The following is an 18,698-nucleotide window of genomic DNA, read 5'->3' as shown; positions in this document are numbered from 1 at the left end:
AATGGCCCGGCGGAACAATTCGGGAGGCAAAATCCTGCGTAATTTACCGTTTTCAATGACCAGGAGCAACCTGAAGCACGCATTTCTATAGGGACTTTCCGAGCGTCCCGGCCTGAAATGACAGCTGCTGAGACAATCTCACCCAGCTCTAATCATGCATATCTAACCCGGAATTTCCGGCCTTTCACCTTACCTTTCTCCAGCCGCGCCAGCGCCTGGGACGCCCACCGGGACTCAACCGCCACGAAGCACTGAAAATCGAACAGGTCGATTTTGCCAACGGCAGCGCCGGGAATACCAGCCTCGCCGGTAAGAGCTCCCATCACGTCGCCAGGGCGCACCTTGTCTTTGCGACCGCCAGCCAGGCACAGCGTTTTCATGGCCGGCGTAACCGGGCGCAACGCCTCCGCCAGCAACGCCTCCGTATCGCCCCACAACACCGGCTCGCCCCGCTCCGCTTCCAGGCGCGTAATCTTGTGGCCCTGGCGCGGAGTGCAAAGAGTAACCGCATGCCCCTGCTCGCCTGCCCGGCCGGTACGGCCCACCCGATGGGTGTGCACCTCGGGATCCCGCGCAGGCTCGGCATTGATGACCAGTGGTAGCCCTTTGATATCGAGCCCTCTTGCCGCCACATCGGTAGCCACCAGTACCGTACAACTCTGGTTGGCAAATCGAACCAGAGCGCTGTCCCGTTCACGCTGGTCCAGATCGCCGTGTAGCGACAACGCCGAAAAGCCAAGACGACCCAGTTCATCCGACAGCTCATCACAGTCCCGTTTGGTGGTACAAAACACCAGAGACGACACCGGCTGGAAACGGGAAAGCAGCGCTGCCACGGCCGCCGCCCGCTGATCCGGCTGAATTTCGTAAAAGGATTCTTCAATGGTGATGGTGGCCGCTTTTGATTCCACCCGCACATCTTCCGGCTTGCTCTGGAATTGCTCGCTCAGCTTTCTGATGGCCGGCGGCCAGGTGGCGGAGAACAGCAGCGTCTGCCTGCCACCGGGGGCTTGGGAGACAATGCTGGTGACCACCTCCTCGAACCCCATATCCAGCATACGGTCCGCCTCGTCCAGCACCAGCACTTTCAAGCCATCCAGCGAAAGCGTACCTTTGCGCAAGTGGTCATCTACCCGGCCAGGGGTACCCACGACGATATGAGCGCCATGGCTGAGCGACCCGATCTGAGGGCCGATAGGCACACCACCACACAACGTCAGCACCTTCACGTTATCTTTGGCCCGTGCCAGCTCTCGCAACGCTTTGGCCACCTGATCCGCCAGTTCCCGGGTGGGACAAAGAACAAGACTCTGAACCTGGAAGCGTCGCGGAACGATGGTCTCGATAATCGGTATCCCGAACGCCGCTGTCTTGCCGCTGCCGGTTTGCGCCATGGCAATCACGTCCTTGCCCGCCAACGCAAGCGGAACTGCCTCTGCCTGAACCGGCGTGGGTTGCTGGTAACCCAATTGATCAAGATTGGCCTGCATGGCCGCGGAAAGACCAAGCGCTTTAAAAGATGACATAGAAAAATCCGTGGGGTGGGTTGTGATGGGTTATTGAGAGAATGCTGACGGCGTATACTTAACGTTTGATCGCACCAGTTTATCATGAATTCACGGAGTCGCTGATGGCCTCACTGCAGGAACAGTTATTAAAGGCCGGGCTGGCCGACGAAAAGAAAGCCCGGGAAGTACGAAATGAAAAACGAAAACAGAGAAAGCAACAGCCCAAAGGCGCCACGACCGTAAACGAAGCCGAAGAGCGCGCCCGCAAGGCTCGCCAGGAAAAGGCCGAGCGGGATCGGCAGCTCAACCTTGAGCGCAAGAAAGAGGCTGAGAAAAAGGCGATTCAGGCACAGATTCGGCAGCTGATTGAAACCAATCGCCTGGACCGGAGCCGCGGCGAAACCTCCTACCAGTTTGTCGACGGCAAGAAGATCAAGAAGATTCTGGTGAACGAACAGATGGTGGACCAACTCTCTCGCGGCCGTCTGGCCATTGTGGCGCTGGGTGACAACTATGAGATTGTCCCGGACAGGGTGGCCCGGAAGATTATGGAGCGCGACGAGAGCGCCATCATCTCAATGCATGACCGAAAACAGGATGACGCAGGCGAAGACGACCCGTATGCAGGGTATGAAATCCCCGACGATTTGATGTGGTAAAGACAATAAAAAACCCCGCACAAGGCGGGGTTTTTTTATTTTGTATAGCAAAACGCCTCAGCCTGTGAGGTACACAAACTGAGGCGCTTTGATTTTAATATGGCGCGGCTGGGAGGATTCGAACCTCCGACCGCCTGGTTCGTAGCCAGGTACTCTATCCAGCTGAGCTACAGCCGCTTGAAACTGATTTGCGATGTTGGCGCGGCTGGGAGGATTCGAACCTCCGACCGCCTGGTTCGTAGCCAGGTACTCTATCCAGCTGAGCTACAGCCGCGCATCGCAACGTTGAGTGCTACCTCAACTGTTCTCACTTCTCTCCGGGGAGAAAATGGCGGAGAGGGAGGGATTCGAACCCTCGGTACGATTGCTCGTACGGTTCCTTAGCAGGGAACTGGTTTCAGCCACTCACCCACCTCTCCTTGAGAACGGGGCGTATACTACCATAATTTTTCTGTTTTCATAGGGTTGACACGACTTTTTTCTGGCCGATTTTCCCCACAATCAAAAAAGCCGTCCGGGTTACCCTCGAACGGCTTTTTAACTGATCAACGATTGCCCGATTCCGGCTCTTCGGAGCCTTTTTCAGATTGAATTCGCTGATAGATTTCTTCGCGGTGAACCGCCACATCTTTTGGCGCGTTCACACCGATGCGTACCTGATTCCCCTTTACACCCAGAACGGTGACGGTAATTTCGTCGCCGATCATCAGGGTTTCGCCAACACGGCGAGTCAAAATCAACATATCCCTTACTCCCTATTCCAGAGCTACCTGTTCCGACAAACACTACTGTTTACTTATTGCTTTTATAATGAGATCACTTCAGACACTAAAGACGCAGAAATACTTATACTTACCTGAACCCTGATAGCTATCTTCAATGACCTTGATCAGAGAGCATTTGAGACTTCCCGCCTCAGGCACTCTCCTCCACCCCGGCTTTATCCAGCTCGAACGCACTGTGCAGTGCGCGAACGGCAAGCTCGAGATACTTCTCATCAATCACCACCGAAATCTTGATTTCTGACGTGGAGATCATCTGAATATTGATGCCCTCATTGGACAGCGCTTCAAACATCTTGGTTGCAACGCCCGCATGGGAGCGCATACCCACGCCCACAATGCTGACCTTCGCGATCTTGGTATCTCCACCCACTTCACCGGCACCCAGCTCGGCGGTAACACCGCGCAACACTTCCTGGGCCCGTTTGAAATCGTTGCGATGCACCGTAAACGTAAAGGCAGTCTTGTTATCCTCGCCCACGTTCTGAACGATCATATCTACTTCGATATTAGCATCACTGACGGGCTTGAGAATCCGCAGTGCGCTGCCCGGTGTATCGGGTACACCAGAGATAGTCAGCTTGGCTTCGTCACGATTGAAAGCAATGCCGGAAACAACCGGTTGTTCCATGGCGTTCTCATCCTCAAAAGTAATCAGGGTGCCCTCGCCTTCCTGAAAGCTGGACAACACCCTTAATGGAACGTTGTATTTACCTGCAAACTCAACTGAGCGAATCTGGAGTACCTTAGAACCCAGACTAGCCATCTCGAGCATTTCTTCAAATGTAATGCGCTCCAACCGGCGGGCACTGTCCACTACCCTGGGGTCAGTTGTGTAAACACCATCTACATCAGTATAGATCTGGCATTCATCGGCTTTCAGTGCCGCCGCCAGGGCAACCGCCGTGGTGTCAGAACCGCCACGGCCGAGCGTGGTGATATTGCCGTTGTCATCAATGCCCTGGAAGCCGGCTACCACAACCACCCGACCGGCATCCAGATCTTCCCGCATGCGCTGCTCATCAATCTGCTTGATACGCGCCTTGGTATGGCTGCTGTCCGTGAGAATCCTGACCTGGGAACCGGTGTAGGACCGGGCATCGCAGCCCCGCTTCTGGAGAGCCATGGACAACAGGGCAATGGTTACCTGCTCGCCGGTGGAAACCAGAACGTCCATCTCACGGGGGGTAGGCTCATCCATAATATCGTTGGCGAGTGCAATCAAACGGTTGGTTTCACCGCTCATGGCCGAGACCACAACCACGACATCGTGCCCTTCTTTGCGGAACCGACAGACCTTGTCAGCTACCGCTTCAATCCGCTCGGTTGTCCCGACGGACGTACCACCAAATTTCTGAACCAGCAGAGCCATGTTTCCCAAACTCCGAAACGGGGTGTCACAACGGGGCTAGGCGCCCCGCCATTAAAAACAAACGGGCGGGATTATAAACCTCCGCCCGTATCAGAAAACAGTTGTTTACCCGATATTTTGCTCAACCCAGGCCGGTACACCAGCCAGGGCTTCGGCCAGACGGGATGGATCATTACCACCACCCTGGGCCATGTCGGGGCGACCGCCGCCTTTGCCATCTACCAGCGAGGCCAGATGCTTCATTAAAACGCCAGCCTTGATGCGGTTGGTGGCGGACTTGGTAACACCGGCCACCAGCACCACCTTTCCGTCTTCGACAGTGGCCAGCACCACAACGCCCTCGCCCAGCTTGTTCTTGAGCTGATCCGCAGTTTCCATCAAGGCCTTGCGGTCAGCGCCTTCCATCTCGGAGGCCACCACTTTCAGGCCTGCCACTTCGACCGCGGAACCAGCCAGATCAGTACCCGCGGAACTCGCCAGTTTTGCTTTCAGGGCATCGACATCCTTCTCAAGCTGGCGATTGCGGTCCAGAACCTGCTTGACCTTGTCGACGACAGAATCACGGGTGCCCTTCACCAGACGTGCGGTCTCGCGCAGTGTACGCTCGGTTTCATCAACCCATTCCAGCGCACCCAACCCGGTTACAGCCTCAATACGACGAACGCCAGAGGAAATGCCGCTTTCGGAGGTAATGCGGAACAACCCGATATCGCCGGTACGGGCAACGTGTGTACCACCACACAGCTCAACAGAGTATTTGTCGGTACCCATGGTGAGCACCCGTACTACATCGCCGTACTTCTCGCCGAACAGAGCCATCGCTCCTTTTTCCTTGGCGGTATCCATATCGGTAATGTCGATATCTACCGGCGTGTTCTCCAGGATCTGTTCGTTAACCGTACGCTCGATCTCTCTCAGCTGCTCCGGCGTCACGGCTTCGAAATGGGAGAAGTCGAATCGCAGTTTGTCCGGGTCGACCAGCGAGCCCTTCTGGGTAACGTGTTCACCCAGGATATTGCGCAGGGCCGCATGCAGCAGGTGCGTAGCCGAGTGGTTGCGCTTGGTGCGCTCACGACGGGCATGATCAATCCGCGCATCCACTTCCAGCCCGGGGAACAGCTCACCTTCAATCAGGGTGCCCACATGCAGATGGTTATCCCCTTCTTTGCGGGTGTCGGTTACCTGGAAGCGGCCACCGCTCCAGGTCAGCAGGCCGGTATCACCCACCTGACCACCAGACTCCGCATAGAACGGCGTGCGCTCCAATACCACCACACACTCATCACCCGCTTCCGCGTTACGCTCCTCACCGTTGACCAGCACCGTGCGGATACGTTCATGGCCGTCGACGTGGTCATAACCGGTAAACTCGGTCTTGCCCTCAATCGTGATGCCGGCGGCATTGTAGTCGATACCAAACTTGCTGGCGGCACGAGCCCGGTCGCGCTGGGCCTCCATGGCTTTTTCGTAGCCTTCGTAATCCAGAGTCAGGCCACGCTCGCGGGCAATATCGTTGGTCAGATCGACCGGGAACCCATAGGTATCGTAAAGGGTAAACACGGTTTCACCGGGAATCTCGGTACCCTTCAGCTCCGCAATGTCCTGCTCCAGCAGGCGCAGGCCTTTGTCCAGGGTCTTGGCGAACTGCTCTTCCTCCTGCAGCAACACCTTTTCGATCTGCTTGCGACTACTCACCAGCTGCGGATAAGCCTCGCCCATCAGTTCAACCAGAGCGCCGGTAAGCTTGTAGAAAAACGGCTGGGTAGCACCGAGCTTGTTGCCGTGGCGAGCTGCGCGACGAATGATTCGGCGCAGAACAAAGCCGCGACCTTCGTTGGACGGCATCACGCCGTCGGCAATCAGGAAGGCGCAAGAACGGATATGGTCCGCCACCACGCGCAGAGACGCTTCTGTGGTGGCCGCACCACCCAGGATGTCGGATGCCGCCTTCAACAGGTCCTGGAACAGGTCGATTTCGTAGTTACTGTGAACACCCTGCAGAACCGCAGCAATCCGCTCAAGCCCCATGCCGGTGTCCACCGAGGGCTTGGGCAGGTTCAGCATCTCGCCATCGGCAGTGCGGTTGTACTGCATGAAAACCACGTTCCAGATTTCGATGTAGCGGTCGCCATCTTCTTCCGGGCTGCCGGGAGGCCCACCTGCCACATCCGGGCCGTGATCGAAGAAAATCTCGGTGCACGGGCCACAGGGTCCTGTATCACCCATCTGCCAGAAGTTATCGGAGGCGTAGCGGGCGCCTTTGTTGTCGCCGATGCGCACAATCCGTTCCGCCGGCACACCGATTTCCTGGTTCCAGATATCAAAGGCTTCGTCGTCTTCGGCGTAAACCGTTACCCACAGCTTCTCCTGGGGCAGGTTGAGGTGCTGTTCGCCAGTCAGGAAAGTCCAGGCAAAATTAATGGCCTCGCGCTTGAAGTAATCGCCGAAGCTGAAGTTGCCAAGCATCTCGAAGAAGGTATGGTGGCGCGCGGTATAGCCCACGTTCTCCAGATCATTGTGCTTGCCACCGGCACGCACACATTTCTGGGAGCTGGTCGCTCGTGTATAGTCGCGCTCCTCGCGGCCGAGGAAAAGATCCTTGAACTGGTTCATCCCCGCGTTGGTAAACAGCAGAGTGGGATCATCGTGGGGTACCAGTGAACTGCTGGGCACAATGGCATGCCCTTGCTGCTGGAAATATTCGAGGAATGCTTGTCGCAACTCTGCGGTTTTCATAGACCTTTGATACCTTTCGACCTGATACACCTTGCCAGACACCCGCCGAATGAACCGCCGGGCCTGAGGTTAAATGCGATTACTTACATGCGTGTGCAAATCGGCTACTCTAGCACACGCCGAGAACTTGAAAAACGTGAAAACTCACAGGAGACGCCATGCCCCGACGCTTTCATGAAGCCGATGAACTTCTGCCACCGGCGACCGGCCTGAAACGCGCCCTGGCCATTATTTACGATGGACTGATCAGTATCGCCGTGCTGCTTGTCGCCAGTTGGGTATACACCATGATTGCTGGATGGATTACGGGTTGGGATCGCTATGAACAAATGGCCGAAGCCGGTGAACTCTCAGGAGACCCGGGGCTGACCTTCGTTCTGTTTCTGGTGCTGTATCTGTTTTTCGCCTACTTCTGGACCCGCATCGGCCAGACCCTCGGCATGCAGGTATGGCGCGTTCGCATCGAGAATCTTGATGGCACCTCCGTGAGCTGGACCCAGGCCCTGATTCGCTATGTTACCGCTGCGATCATCGTTTTCCTGAGCATTCTCGGCGCCTACTACCTGGGCGCGCTGACGTTGTTGCTCAGCATCCCGGCCATCATCGCGCTGTTCTATCCCATCAATGGGTTGTCGCTGACCGACCGCACCTCCAACAGCGTGGTTGTTCAGGTGGCCAGGCCCGAGAAAAAATAGGTCCGGCACTACCCTGCCCGACGCATCAGGACGGCTCCGACAATACCGTTAACAACAATCGGAGCCAGCACCGCGATCAGCGGATTAAAGCCATAAACCATACTCATCGGCCCCAGCAGATCCTGCATATACTTGAACAGCAATCCCACCAGCAGACCGGTAAATACCCGGAACCCCATGGTCACAGACCGCAGTGGCCCGAACACAAAGGAGATGGCGACCAACACCATCACCGCCGTGCCCAGGGGCATCAGTGCCTTTTTCCAGAACGCGAGCCAGTATTGTGCCGCACTCAGCCCCTGCTCTCCGAGATAGGCCGCGTAGGTATACAGGCCCGTCATCGACAGATTCTCCGGCTTCACAATCAGTACACTCAGCACGCTCGGCGACAGGCCGGTCTCCCAACGCAGTGACGCACTCACATCACGCACGGTCCGCTCCGGTTCAATACGGGTGGAAGTCACGTTCTCCAGCAACCAGTAGTCGCCCTGGTAGATGGCACGCTCGGCGAAGCTGGCAACCTGCAGTTGCCGGGCATCGTCAAACCGGAACATCGAAACCCCATGCAACACACCGTTTGGCTGAACCGCATTCAGGTGCATGAAGGTATTGCCTTCGCGATGCCACACCCCTTCGGCGGAAGCCATGCTGCTCCCCGCACCTAACGCCACCGCCTTGTCACTCTGGGCAATGCGTTCGGTGATCGGCGCGACATACTCACCTATCGCCACGCCGAGCAGAACCACGATCAATGCCGGCTTCATGGCGGACCAGACAATGCGTTTGAGCGACACGCCGGCTGCCCGGATCACCGTCAGCTCCGAGGAACTGGCCATGGAGCCGAGGCCGACAAGGCACCCCATGAAGGCACCAAGAGGCAGGTAATCGTAGATTCGCCGGGGCAAGGTCAGCGCCACATACCACAACGCCTGCAGGGTTTGATATTCGTTGCGCGTATCTTCCAGTTCAGCAATGAACGCAAAGATCACATCCAGCGACAACACCACAACCATAACCAGGAACATGGCGCCGCCAACGGTACGCATGACATAACCATCGATCTTATGCACGCTGGCGCCCCTCCCTCTCAAGACGACGACGGTTCAGCCACCCGGGGCCAAACTGCAGCCACAGGCCGAGCGCCAGGAACAGCGCATGCACCCAGAGCATACCCACCCACTCAGGCACCTTTTCATCCGCCAGCGCATCCCGGGCCACAATCAGTAAACCCAGATAGGTGATGTAAACCAGCATTGCCGGCAATAAATGGAAAAAACGCCCCTGGCGGGGATTCACCCGACTGAGCCGAACGGCCAGCAAGGTAACGATCGGCACAATCAGCGGTAGCGATATTCGCCAATGCAGCAGAGCACGATCTTCCGGATTATCTGAATGCCACAGTGCCAGAGTGCTCAGGCCTTCCTCCAGCTCCTTACTGCCCTCCTGGCCGCTGACAATCTTCAAACCGTAGGCTTCAAATTCAGTGACATTGTAATCAAGCCTGCCGGGAGTGCCCTGAAAACGACCACCATCCTCCAGCACCAGAAACCGGCTGCCGGTTTCCTCATCAATAAACTGGGAACCAGACTCCGCAGTGATCAGAGTGACACCCTTACCATCCTTGTCGTACTCGGCAATAAACACCCCCTGCAACTGGCGCTTGTCGTCGCTCAGGGCCTCGGTGTAAGTAACCCGATCGCCGGAGGTAAAGTCCTGAAACCGCCCCGGGGCCAGCATTTCAAACTCGGTGGCCTTTCGTTGCTCGTTAAAGATGTGCTCCACCTGTTTCATGCCCCAGGGAGAGATGTAAAGACTCATGGCCCCCACCACCAGCATGACCGGCAGCGCTCCAAGCAACGTTTTCGCCAGCAACTGCTTTTCACTCACACCGCAGGCGAACAACACCGTCATCTCGCTTTCGAGGTACATCCGCCCATAGGCCAGCAGAATTCCGATAAACAGGCCCAGAGGCAGAATTAATTCCAGAAACCCGGGGAAACGATACCCCATAATCGCAAACAGGACGCCGGCCGCAATCTCGCCCTCAGCAGCATCGGCCAGATACTTGATAAAACGCCCACTCATAAACACCAGCAACAGAATGCCAGACACCGCAAGCATACTGACCATGATCTGGCGAATGAGGTAACGGAAGATAATACTCAAATCAGTCTCTCTGGCGGCGCCGTCATTGGAGATGGAGGTTAAGGAGAACAGCGCGTATTCTATGTAACCTCGCCGACGAATGACAGTACGGGGCCTACACGATAAAACCATCGTAACGAAGCGGGCACCCGGCTTGATTAATAAAGGCTTTGCCCCAATCCTTATGAGCATTGCCATCAACATTCAATTCAATTGAATAAAGCACAATTTGACAACGGAGTTGCCATGAGAGTTGCCATGAATTTCAGCCTGAGCAGCAAAGCCATCACAGCCACCAAAGCCGACTGCCTGGTTATCGGCCTGCCTGAGAAAGGCGAGTGGCCAGAATCCACCAAAGCGGCAGACGACGCGCTGGGCGGACTGATCAAGCAACTCGAGAAAGCCGGCGACCTGACCAGCAAGAACGCCTCCGTGAATACCCTGCCCCTGGTGGATCAGCCCTGGCAGCGCGTTGTGGTAATTGGCACCGGCAAAGATGCAGACCGCACAGCCACAGCCTACCGCAAGAGCCTGATTGCCATGACCGGCGCATTGAAAGATGGCCCCTCCAAAAGTGCACTGATCAGCCTGACCGATACTGCGGTTCAGGGCGAAGCTGCGGTCAGCTCTGAAGAAGCCCGGCTAAACCTGATTGGCCGGATTCTGGAAGACCAGCTCTACACCTTCACCGAATTCAAAAGCGATAAGCCTGCCGCCCGCAAACTGAAAAAAGTTGTGGTACAGGCATCCGGCGCCGGCAAGTCCCTGAAAGATGCTTTCAACCTTGGCCTGGCCACCGGCCGCGGCATGAACTACACCAAAGACCTGGGCAACACCCCACCCAACATCTGCCACCCGGTCTGGCTTGCCGAACAGGCCAAGGCCATGGCCAAAGACTACGACTCCATCCAGACCGAAGTTCTGGACGAGAAGCAGATGGAAAAACTGGGCATGAACACCATCCTGGCCGTAGGCAAAGGTTCCAAGCAGCCTCCGCGCCTGATCGTGATGGAATACCGTGGCGGCAAGGCCAAAGACAAACCCTACGTACTGGTGGGGAAAGGCATCACCTTCGATACCGGCGGCATCAGCCTCAAGCCTGGCGAAGGCATGGACGAAATGAAATACGATATGGGCGGTTCTGCCAGCGTATTCGGCACCATGAAAGTCCTGGCTGAAACCAAACCCAAGATCAACGTGGTTGCCGTGATCGCTGCCGCTGAAAACATGCCCGACGGCGGTGCCTCCCGCCCCGGCGATATCGTCAAAACCCTGAGCGGCATGACCGTCGAAATCCTCAACACGGACGCTGAAGGCCGCCTGGTACTGTGCGACGCCCTCACCTACGTGAAGAAATTTGACCCGGCAGCCGTGGTCGACATGGCCACCCTCACCGGCGCCTGCATTATCGCCCTGGGCAATCATGCCACCGGGCTGTTGTCCAACAACGACGAACTGGCCAACGAACTGCTCGCCGCCGGCGAACGCACCGGCGACCGCGCCTGGCGCCTGCCTCTGTGGGACGAATACCAGAGCCAGCTCGACAGCAACTTCGCGGACATGGCCAACATTGGCGGCCGCCCCGCGGGCACCATCACCGCCGCCTGCTTCCTGAGCCGCTTCGCCAAGGACTACCGCTGGGCCCACCTGGACATCGCGGGCACCGCCTGGAACTCCGGCAAAGCCAAGGGCGCCACCGGCCGCCCGGTCCCCCTGCTGGTCGACTACCTGATGACCCATGCAGGGTAACCAGCCAAACCCACCGGAGCCCGGCAGCCCAGCTGCCGGCCCCTCCGGCCAGGACGACAGAAACCAGCGCTACTGGTTCCACATCCTCGCCCAGAACACCCACGCCGCCCGCAACCTCCACGCTGCCAAACTCGTGGACAAAGCCTGGCAGCAGGGCGACCGTGTGTGCGTTCTTTGTGACACCGAAGAACAGGCCTTGGAACTCGACGACCTGTTGTGGAACTTCACCCCCGAAGCCTTCATCCCTCACAGCATCGCCAAAGCAGCAACCACACCTTGCTCCGACCCCGTCGGCATTTTGCTCTACCCGCCAGCCGCGGTGGACTGGGACACCGTCATCGTATTGTCCTCAGCGCTGCCTGAAGACGCTGACCAATACCGCCGCCTGGCACTGGTTGCCCATAATGATCCGGCGGTATTGAACCAGGCGCGGGGGCATTACAAGCAGTTGCGGTCACTGGGCATTGAAGCTCGGGTGCATGATATGCGGAAACGCTAGCCGGGTTCGCCGCGATCAAGACGACCATGTATAATCGTCCGATTCAGAATTTCCCTATGTGAATCAACCAAAACGGTCACTGCATAATCCCATGGAAAAAACCTACCAGCCAGAAAACATCGAGCGCCAGTGGTACGAAAACTGGGAATCCAAAGGCTATTTCCGCCCCAGCGGCGAAGGCGACTCCTACAGCATCGCCATCCCGCCACCCAACGTGACCGGCAGCCTGCACATGGGCCATGCCTTCCAGCACACCATCATGGACACCCTCACCCGCTTCAAGCGCATGCAGGGCCGTAACGCACTGTGGACCGTCGGCACCGATCATGCCGGCATCGCCACCCAGATGGTCGTCGAACGCAAACTGGCTGCAGAAGAAGACAAAACCCGCCACGATCTCGGCCGGGAAGAATTCATCAAGCGCATCTGGGACTGGAAAGAACACTCCGGCGGTACCATCACCCGCCAGATGCGTCGCCTGGGCAACTCCGTGGACTGGAGCAACGAACGCTTCACCATGGACGATGGCTTCTACAAAGCCGTACAGGAAGTCTTTATCCGCCTGTACGATGAAGGCCTGGTGTACCGCGGCAAACGGCTGGTGAACTGGGACCCGAAGCTGCACACCGCTATCTCTGATCTGGAAGTCGAAAACAAGGAAGAAAAGGGCTATTTCTGGCACCTGCGCTACCCGCTGGCCGACGGCCAGAAAACCCAGGACGGCAAAGACTACGTCATCGTCGCCACCACCCGCCCGGAAACCATGCTGGGTGACACCGCCGTAGCCGTCCACCCGGACGATGAGCGCTACCAGCATCTGATTGGCCAGCACGTTCTGCTGCCGCTGGTTAACCGCCGCATTCCCATCGTGGCCGACCACCACGCCGATCCGGAAAAAGGTTCCGGCTGCGTGAAGATCACCCCCGCTCACGACTTCAACGATTACGCCGTAGGCAAACGCAACAACCTGCCCATGATCAACGTCATGACGCAGGACGCCAACATTCGTGAAATCGCCGAAGTCTTCAATGCGGACGGCACCGAAAATTCCGAGATTAACAGCGCCCTCCCGGCCGCCTATGCCGGCCTGAGCCGGGAAGCAGCCCGCAAGCAGATTGTTGCCGACATGGAACTGGCAGGCCTGGTCGAGAAAATCGAAGACCACGTGCTGAGCGTACCCCGCGGTGATCGCTCCGGGCTGATCATCGAGCCGATGCTGACGGATCAGTGGTTTGCAGACGCCAAGACCCTGGCCAAGCCGGCTATTGAAGCGGTAGAAGACGGTCGCATCCAGTTCGTACCCAAACAGTACGAGAACATGTACTTCGCCTGGATGCGCGACATTCAGGACTGGTGCATCTCCCGCCAGCTCTGGTGGGGGCACCGGATTCCTGCCTGGTACGACGCTGAAGGCAATATCTATGTGGGCCGGAGCGAGGCTGAGGTTCGCAGCAAACATCAGCTCCCGGACACACTGGAACTCAAGCAGGACGACGATGTACTGGACACCTGGTTCAGCTCCGCCCTGTGGACCTTCGGCACTCTGGGCTGGCCGGAAATCACCGAACGGCTGAAGACCTTCCACCCCACCGACGTGCTGGTGACCGGTTTCGATATCATCTTCTTCTGGGTTGCCCGGATGATCATGATGACCATGCACTTCATGAAAAACGAAGACGGCACCCCACAGGTACCCTTCCATACCGTGTATGTCACCGGTCTGATCCGGGACGAGCACGGCGACAAGATGTCCAAGTCCAAGGGTAACGTGATCGACCCGCTGGATATGATCGACGGCATCAGCCTGCCGGACCTGCTGGAAAAACGCACCGGCAACCTGATGCAGCCCAAGCTGGCCGAGAAAATCGGCAAGCGCACCGAGAAGGAATTTCCGGAAGGCATCGCCGCCCATGGTACTGACGCCCTGCGTTTCACCCTCGCCGCCATGGCGACCACCGGCCGTGACATCAACTGGGATATGAAGCGCCTGGAAGGCTACCGTAACTTTTGCAACAAGCTGTGGAATGCCGCCCGCTATGTGCTGATGAACACGGAAGGCGAAGACTGCGGCGTGAACAATGAGCCGGTGGAACTGTCACTGGCAGACCGCTGGATCATCAGCGAACTGCAGCACTGCGAGCAGGAGGTGATCCGTCACCTGGACCAGTACCGCTTTGACCTGGCCGCCTACGCCCTGTACGAGTTTATCTGGAACGAATACTGCGACTGGTACCTGGAACTGTCCAAACCAGCCCTGAGCGATGACAGCGCCAGTGCCGAGGCCAAACGGGGCACCCGTCGTACCCTGGTACGCGTACTCGAAGCCGTACTCCGCCTGGCGCATCCGATCATGCCGTTCATTACCGAAGAAATCTGGCAACGCATTGCACCGCTGGCCGGCAAGCAGGGCGACAGCATCATGCTGCAGCCCTACCCGCAGCCGGATGCCAGCAAGCAGGATGCCGCCGTGGCCGCCGATATCGAGTGGCTGAAAGGCGTGATTGTAGCGGTGCGTAATATCCGCGGCGAGATGAACATCTCCCCGGGTAAGCAGGTACCGGTACTTCTGAAAGGCGGCAACGCCGACGATCAGCGCCGCCTGAACGACAACCGCCAATTCCTCATTTCCCTGGCCAAACTTGAGAAGCTGGAATGGTTCGAGGGCGACAAAGCTCCCATGAGCGCCACCCAACTGGTAGGCGAAATGGAAGTGCTGGTGCCCATGGCCGGCCTGATCGACAAGGACGCCGAACTCAAGCGCCTGGACAAGGAGCTGGAACGCCTGAACAAGGAAATCGGTCGCCTGGAAGGCAAGCTGAACAACGAGAAGTTCACCGCCAAGGCACCAGCCGAAGTCGTAGAGAAGGAAAAAGAGAAGCTGAAGGATGCCCAGGGCAGCCTGCAGCGGCTCAGTGCGCAACGGGCAGAAATCGAGGCCATGTAAGGCCATGATCGCCATCCTCGGTGCCGGCTCCCTGGGCCGGCTCTGGGCGGCAACGCTACCTGCCGGGCAGGTAGCGTTTGTGCCCCGTCCGGGGCAGGCCCCTGCCCCCGTCTGTTATCGCTTTCAGCCCATTGACGGCGAATCAGGCAGTACCATTATTCCCTGGCTACAACCCGGCCAATCTCCTGATCTACTCCTGGTGACGACCAAAGCCGGCAACACTCTCGAAGCCCTCAAGGCGGCCCTGCCCTCCATTGCCAAACAGACTCCCATTGTGTTGTTCCAAAACGGGCTTGGGAGCCAGCAGCAGGTCACCGAAACATGGCCGGACCGGCCGGTACTGGCCGCATCCACGACCGAAGGCGCAAACCGGCCCGCCCCCGGGCTGACCGTTCACGCTGGCCGCGGCACAACCTGGGTCGGTGCCCTGAACCCGGCGGGGGACCCATCGGTCGAATGGGTTGCCCAACAGCTCGCCAGCAGCGGCCTCATGGTCCACCCTGAACACGACATACTGGCAAGGCTCTGGCAAAAACTGGTGATCAACGCCGGCATAAACGCCTTTACGGCCATTCTGGATTGCCCCAACGGAGAGATCCTGACACAACCGTTTTACCTGCAATGGATTGCCCCCTTGTGCGAGGAGATCAGCCGCCTGCTCCCTGCTGCCGGACAACCGCAACAAGCCCCGGAAGACCTGCGCGAGACTATTGAGGCTGTCGCCCGCAAAACCGCCGCCAACACGTCTTCCATGCGGGCTGATGTAAAGGCAGGCAGAACCACGGAAATCGACTTCATTAACGGTTACCTGGCGCGGCTCGGCCATCAACATGGCATACCGGTACAGGTGAACCAAATGCTCGCCGAACAGGTACAACAACTGAACTGACTTTTACCAGAGGGAGCAAGACCATGGGCAATCGCCTGTCGAAGATCTACACCCGAACCGGAGACGACGGTTCTACCGGCCTGGCCGATGGCAACCGTATCGCCAAAAATGCCCAGCGAGTGGAAGCCATGGGTATGGCAGATGAGCTGAATTGCCATATCGGCGTTTTGATTGAGACGCTTCCCTCTGGTGACCGTCTGATCGATACCTTCCGGCGCATTCAGCATCACCTGTTTGATCTGGGCGGCGAATTTGCCATCCCGGGCAGCAAGGTGATCAGCGACAATCACATTGAGTGGCTGGAGCAGACTCTGGACGAGTACAACACCGACCTGCCGCCGCTAAAAAACTTCATCCTGCCCGGGGGCTGCCCTGCCGCAGCACAATGTCATCTGGCACGGGCGGTCTGTCGCCGGGCCGAGCGCGTGGTGGTGGCCCTTGGCCACGAGGACTCCATCAATACTGCCTCGCGTCACTACCTGAACCGGTTATCCGATCTGCTGTTTGTCATCGCCCGAGTGCTGGCTCGCCGGGATGGCAGCCAGGAGATTCTCTGGGAGCAAAAAAAACCCGGCCTCTGAGGCCGGATTTTTCACAACAACAACCGCAGATTACACCTTGAATGCTTCCACCAGGCGCTGAAGCGACGCGGTAAGCTCCGACATCTGTCTGGACGAAGCCAGAGTCTCTTCGGCGTTGGAGGCAGTGCTCTGGCCAAATTCGCCAATGCGCTCCACGTTGGCATTCACGTTCCTGGCCACGGCCGACTGTTCCTCCGCCGCCTGGGCAATCTGGTGGCTCATATCCACGATTTCGGAAATGCCCGAGGCGATCCGATCCAGCGCTTCGGTCACTTCACCAGACTTCTGTACCGTCTTCTCCGTGGCATCGTGACTTGAGGTCATGGCAGATACCGCCTCTTTTACACCACCCTGAAGCCGGGAAATCATGCCTTCAATTTCCTCAGTGGACTTGTGGGTACGCTGGGACAATGAGCGAACCTCATCCGCCACCACCGCAAAGCCACGCCCCTGTTCTCCCGCCCTCGCTGCCTCGATGGCCGCGTTCAGCGCCAGCAGGTTGGTCTGCTCGGCAATTGCTTTAATCTCAACCAGAACCTGACTGATATTGTCACTGTCCGCACTCACCCGGTTGATGACATCAACGGCGCCTGCAATCTCCGTAGCCAGCCGGTTAATGGTCGCCACCGTATCGGCCACCACTTCCCGACCCTTCTCGGTATCTTTCTCGGCATTCCCCGCACTATCCGCCACCCGGTGCGCACTCTCGGTAACTTCATTGACCGCTTCCACCATCTGGCCCATGGCCTCGTTGATCTGACCGGTCTCTTCCATCTGTCGGGCCACGGCCTGACTGTTAGCCGATGCGGTGTCATTCACCCGGACCGCCTGCTGATCAACATCTGCTGTTGTAGAGCCCACCGACCGGACAAGCTCAGCAATACGATCGGTCATGTTGTTGAACTCAGAGGTGAGCTCCCCCAGTTCGTCCCGGTTGTTCAACCGGATATGGGTGGTCATATCGCCGGCGGCCACATTTCTTGCAGCTTCGCTGAACCGGTTGATGGCAATCCGCACAGACATAAAGAAGCCCACATAGAGGTAGACCACCACCAGCATCACAGCAATCAGCGCCACCAGAATCAGGGTGCGCTGCCCGGTCTGGCGAGCCAGGCGATCCTCAAGATTACCGGCAACCACATCGAAGATACGATCGCTGAGGGTATCGTAATATCCCATCTGCGCCGATACGGTCTCGTCGAATTCCTGCCAGGGCAGCTCCAGGCGCATAGGCGTAATGACATTCAGGTCCAGCTCATCACGCACTGTCATCAGGCTCTCTTCCGTGCGGGTCAACGCACCGCTCGCACTCTCTGCCAGCTGGGGCGACGCCTCCACAGCAACGGAAAGGGCCGGCGAAAGCAGCGAACTGCGGTTGGTCAACTGATCGTAGATTTCATTCAGGGTTTCGCTGAGTGCATAGCCCACCTGACCTTCCACCAGCGCAAAAATACCGTATGAACGGGCGCCGCCAACAACAGTGCGAGACTCAGGCAACGCAGAACGCACCAGCCCTAACAGCAGCAGGTTTTCCCGGGACGCATCCTGCCCCAACCCGCTGATTTCAATGGTCGCCGGCAGCAAGGCCATCACCTTCTGCACAAATTCCTGGTAGTACTTGAACTGGGGGTCAATGTTGCCCTGATAGTTATCGTTGGCTTTGAGCGTCTCCCATTCTTCCCTTACAGCCAGAATCTGCTCCTGCCAGGAGCCGGAGGTGTCAAAAGAACGCTGTGGTTCGGCGAGATCTGCCAACAGGGCGTCCATACGACTGGCCGCTTCGTTGGCTTTTTCGAGCAGGGGTTGTTCGTCTTTCAGAATGCCAGGGGCCTGATAGTCACGGTAATCCATCGACGCCACCAGCAGGCGTTCCACCTTCTGGAGTTCTGCAAGACCTTCAATGCCGCGGGTCATGGTCTGAACCGACTGGTTGAGCCCGGAAATCACCAACCAGCAAAGCACGATGATAGGGCCAAGAAAGAGAATGCTGATGAGGCTGAATTTGTAAACCATGGGCAGCCGATTCATCAGTGCTACAGCCGGATTGATTATATAGTTCACAGAGCCCTCGCTGCTTCTAACAACTGAATCTTTATTCTTTTGTTTGATTATCGCCCGTTGCCGGAAAAACTTAATCAC

The 18,698-nt window shown here is 57.6% G+C and carries 14 protein-coding genes and 3 tRNA genes; 7 read left to right on the top strand and 10 right to left on the bottom strand.

Annotated elements, in window-relative coordinates; genetic code table 11:
• Nucleotides 1-152 precede the first annotated feature (152 nt).
• A complete protein-coding gene (gene dbpA, locus JIF53_RS02485; RefSeq protein ID WP_153741341.1) occupies nt 153-1,526 on the bottom strand; it encodes an ATP-dependent RNA helicase DbpA in 1,374 nt (457 codons plus the stop codon).
• A 104-nt stretch (nt 1,527-1,630) separates the two neighbouring features.
• On the opposite strand from dbpA, the gene JIF53_RS02480 reads away from it, so the two are divergent.
• Nucleotides 1,631-2,167 (top strand): DUF2058 domain-containing protein, encoded by a 537-nt coding sequence (locus tag JIF53_RS02480; RefSeq protein WP_153741340.1) that lies wholly within the window; start codon nt 1,631-1,633, stop codon nt 2,165-2,167.
• A gap of 100 nt (nt 2,168-2,267) precedes the next feature.
• On the opposite strand, the gene JIF53_RS02475 is transcribed toward JIF53_RS02480, so the two are convergent.
• The 6 genes from JIF53_RS02475 to alaS form a co-directional block, all read right to left on the bottom strand.
• Nucleotides 2,268-2,344 (bottom strand) — tRNA-Arg (locus JIF53_RS02475).
• Between the two features lie 20 nt (nt 2,345-2,364).
• A tRNA-Arg gene (locus JIF53_RS02470) sits at nt 2,365-2,441 on the bottom strand.
• Nucleotides 2,442-2,496: 55 nt separating this feature from the next.
• Nucleotides 2,497-2,586, bottom strand: a tRNA-Ser gene (locus JIF53_RS02465).
• Nucleotides 2,587-2,712: 126 nt separating this feature from the next.
• The gene (gene csrA / locus JIF53_RS02460) at nt 2,713-2,910 is read right to left on the bottom strand and encodes a carbon storage regulator CsrA (protein WP_011784483.1); all 198 of its coding nucleotides are present in this window, start codon (nt 2,908-2,910) and stop codon (nt 2,713-2,715) included.
• A gap of 172 nt (nt 2,911-3,082) precedes the next feature.
• A complete protein-coding gene (locus JIF53_RS02455; RefSeq protein ID WP_011784482.1) occupies nt 3,083-4,321 on the bottom strand; it encodes an aspartate kinase in 1,239 nt (412 codons plus the stop codon).
• A 105-nt stretch (nt 4,322-4,426) separates the two neighbouring features.
• Nucleotides 4,427-7,057, bottom strand: a complete 2,631-nt coding sequence (gene alaS / locus JIF53_RS02450) for an alanine--tRNA ligase (RefSeq protein ID WP_199451769.1) — start codon at nt 7,055-7,057, stop codon at nt 4,427-4,429.
• 158 nt (nt 7,058-7,215) lie between these two features.
• Here alaS and JIF53_RS02445 point away from each other — a divergent pair, with 158 nt between their 5' ends.
• Nucleotides 7,216-7,752 (top strand): RDD family protein, encoded by a 537-nt coding sequence (locus JIF53_RS02445; protein WP_011784480.1) that lies wholly within the window; start codon nt 7,216-7,218, stop codon nt 7,750-7,752.
• An 8-nt stretch (nt 7,753-7,760) separates the two neighbouring features.
• Here the strand turns inward: JIF53_RS02445 and lptG are convergent, their stop codons facing one another.
• Entirely contained in the window at nt 7,761-8,822 is a 1,062-nt protein-coding gene (gene lptG, locus JIF53_RS02440; protein ID WP_022991724.1) for an LPS export ABC transporter permease LptG, read from the bottom strand.
• Nucleotides 8,815-9,918 (bottom strand): LPS export ABC transporter permease LptF, encoded by a 1,104-nt coding sequence (gene lptF, locus JIF53_RS02435; RefSeq protein WP_114435061.1) that lies wholly within the window; start codon nt 9,916-9,918, stop codon nt 8,815-8,817. Before lptF ends, lptG begins: the two co-directional genes overlap by 8 nt.
• Before the next feature lie 237 nt (nt 9,919-10,155).
• On the opposite strand from lptF, the gene JIF53_RS02430 reads away from it, so the two are divergent.
• The 5 genes from JIF53_RS02430 to JIF53_RS02410 all read left to right on the top strand — a co-directional run bounded on the left by JIF53_RS02430 (nt 10,156) and on the right by JIF53_RS02410 (nt 16,559).
• Nucleotides 10,156-11,646, top strand: coding sequence for a leucyl aminopeptidase (locus JIF53_RS02430; RefSeq protein ID WP_199451825.1), 1,491 nt, complete (start codon nt 10,156-10,158; stop codon nt 11,644-11,646).
• Nucleotides 11,636-12,145, top strand: coding sequence for a DNA polymerase III subunit chi (locus JIF53_RS02425; RefSeq protein ID WP_011784476.1), 510 nt, complete (start codon nt 11,636-11,638; stop codon nt 12,143-12,145). The genes JIF53_RS02430 and JIF53_RS02425 overlap by 11 nt, the downstream gene beginning before the upstream one ends.
• A 91-nt stretch (nt 12,146-12,236) precedes the next feature.
• Nucleotides 12,237-15,089: a valine--tRNA ligase gene (locus JIF53_RS02420; RefSeq protein ID WP_011784475.1), complete on the top strand. Its 2,853-nt coding sequence runs from the start codon at nt 12,237-12,239 to the stop codon at nt 15,087-15,089.
• Between the two features lie 4 nt (nt 15,090-15,093).
• Nucleotides 15,094-15,978, top strand: a complete 885-nt coding sequence (locus JIF53_RS02415) for a ketopantoate reductase family protein (RefSeq protein ID WP_011784474.1) — start codon at nt 15,094-15,096, stop codon at nt 15,976-15,978.
• Nucleotides 15,979-16,001: 23 nt separating this feature from the next.
• Entirely contained in the window at nt 16,002-16,559 is a 558-nt protein-coding gene (locus JIF53_RS02410) for a cob(I)yrinic acid a,c-diamide adenosyltransferase (protein WP_011784473.1), read from the top strand.
• 30 nt (nt 16,560-16,589) lie between these two features.
• Here the strand turns inward: JIF53_RS02410 and JIF53_RS02405 are convergent, their stop codons facing one another.
• On the bottom strand, nt 16,590-18,620 hold the full coding sequence (locus tag JIF53_RS02405) for a methyl-accepting chemotaxis protein (RefSeq protein ID WP_011784472.1): 2,031 nt from the start codon (nt 18,618-18,620) through the stop codon (nt 16,590-16,592).
• Nucleotides 18,621-18,698: the final 78 nt, after the last annotated feature.

The sequence above is a fragment of the Marinobacter sp. bablab_jr008 genome (genome assembly GCF_016464145.1).
GTDB classification, from domain to species: Bacteria; Pseudomonadota; Gammaproteobacteria; order Pseudomonadales; family Oleiphilaceae; genus Marinobacter; species Marinobacter nauticus.
Note: the sequence above shows the minus strand (reverse complement) of the source record. Positions and strands in the feature narration are given on the sequence as shown.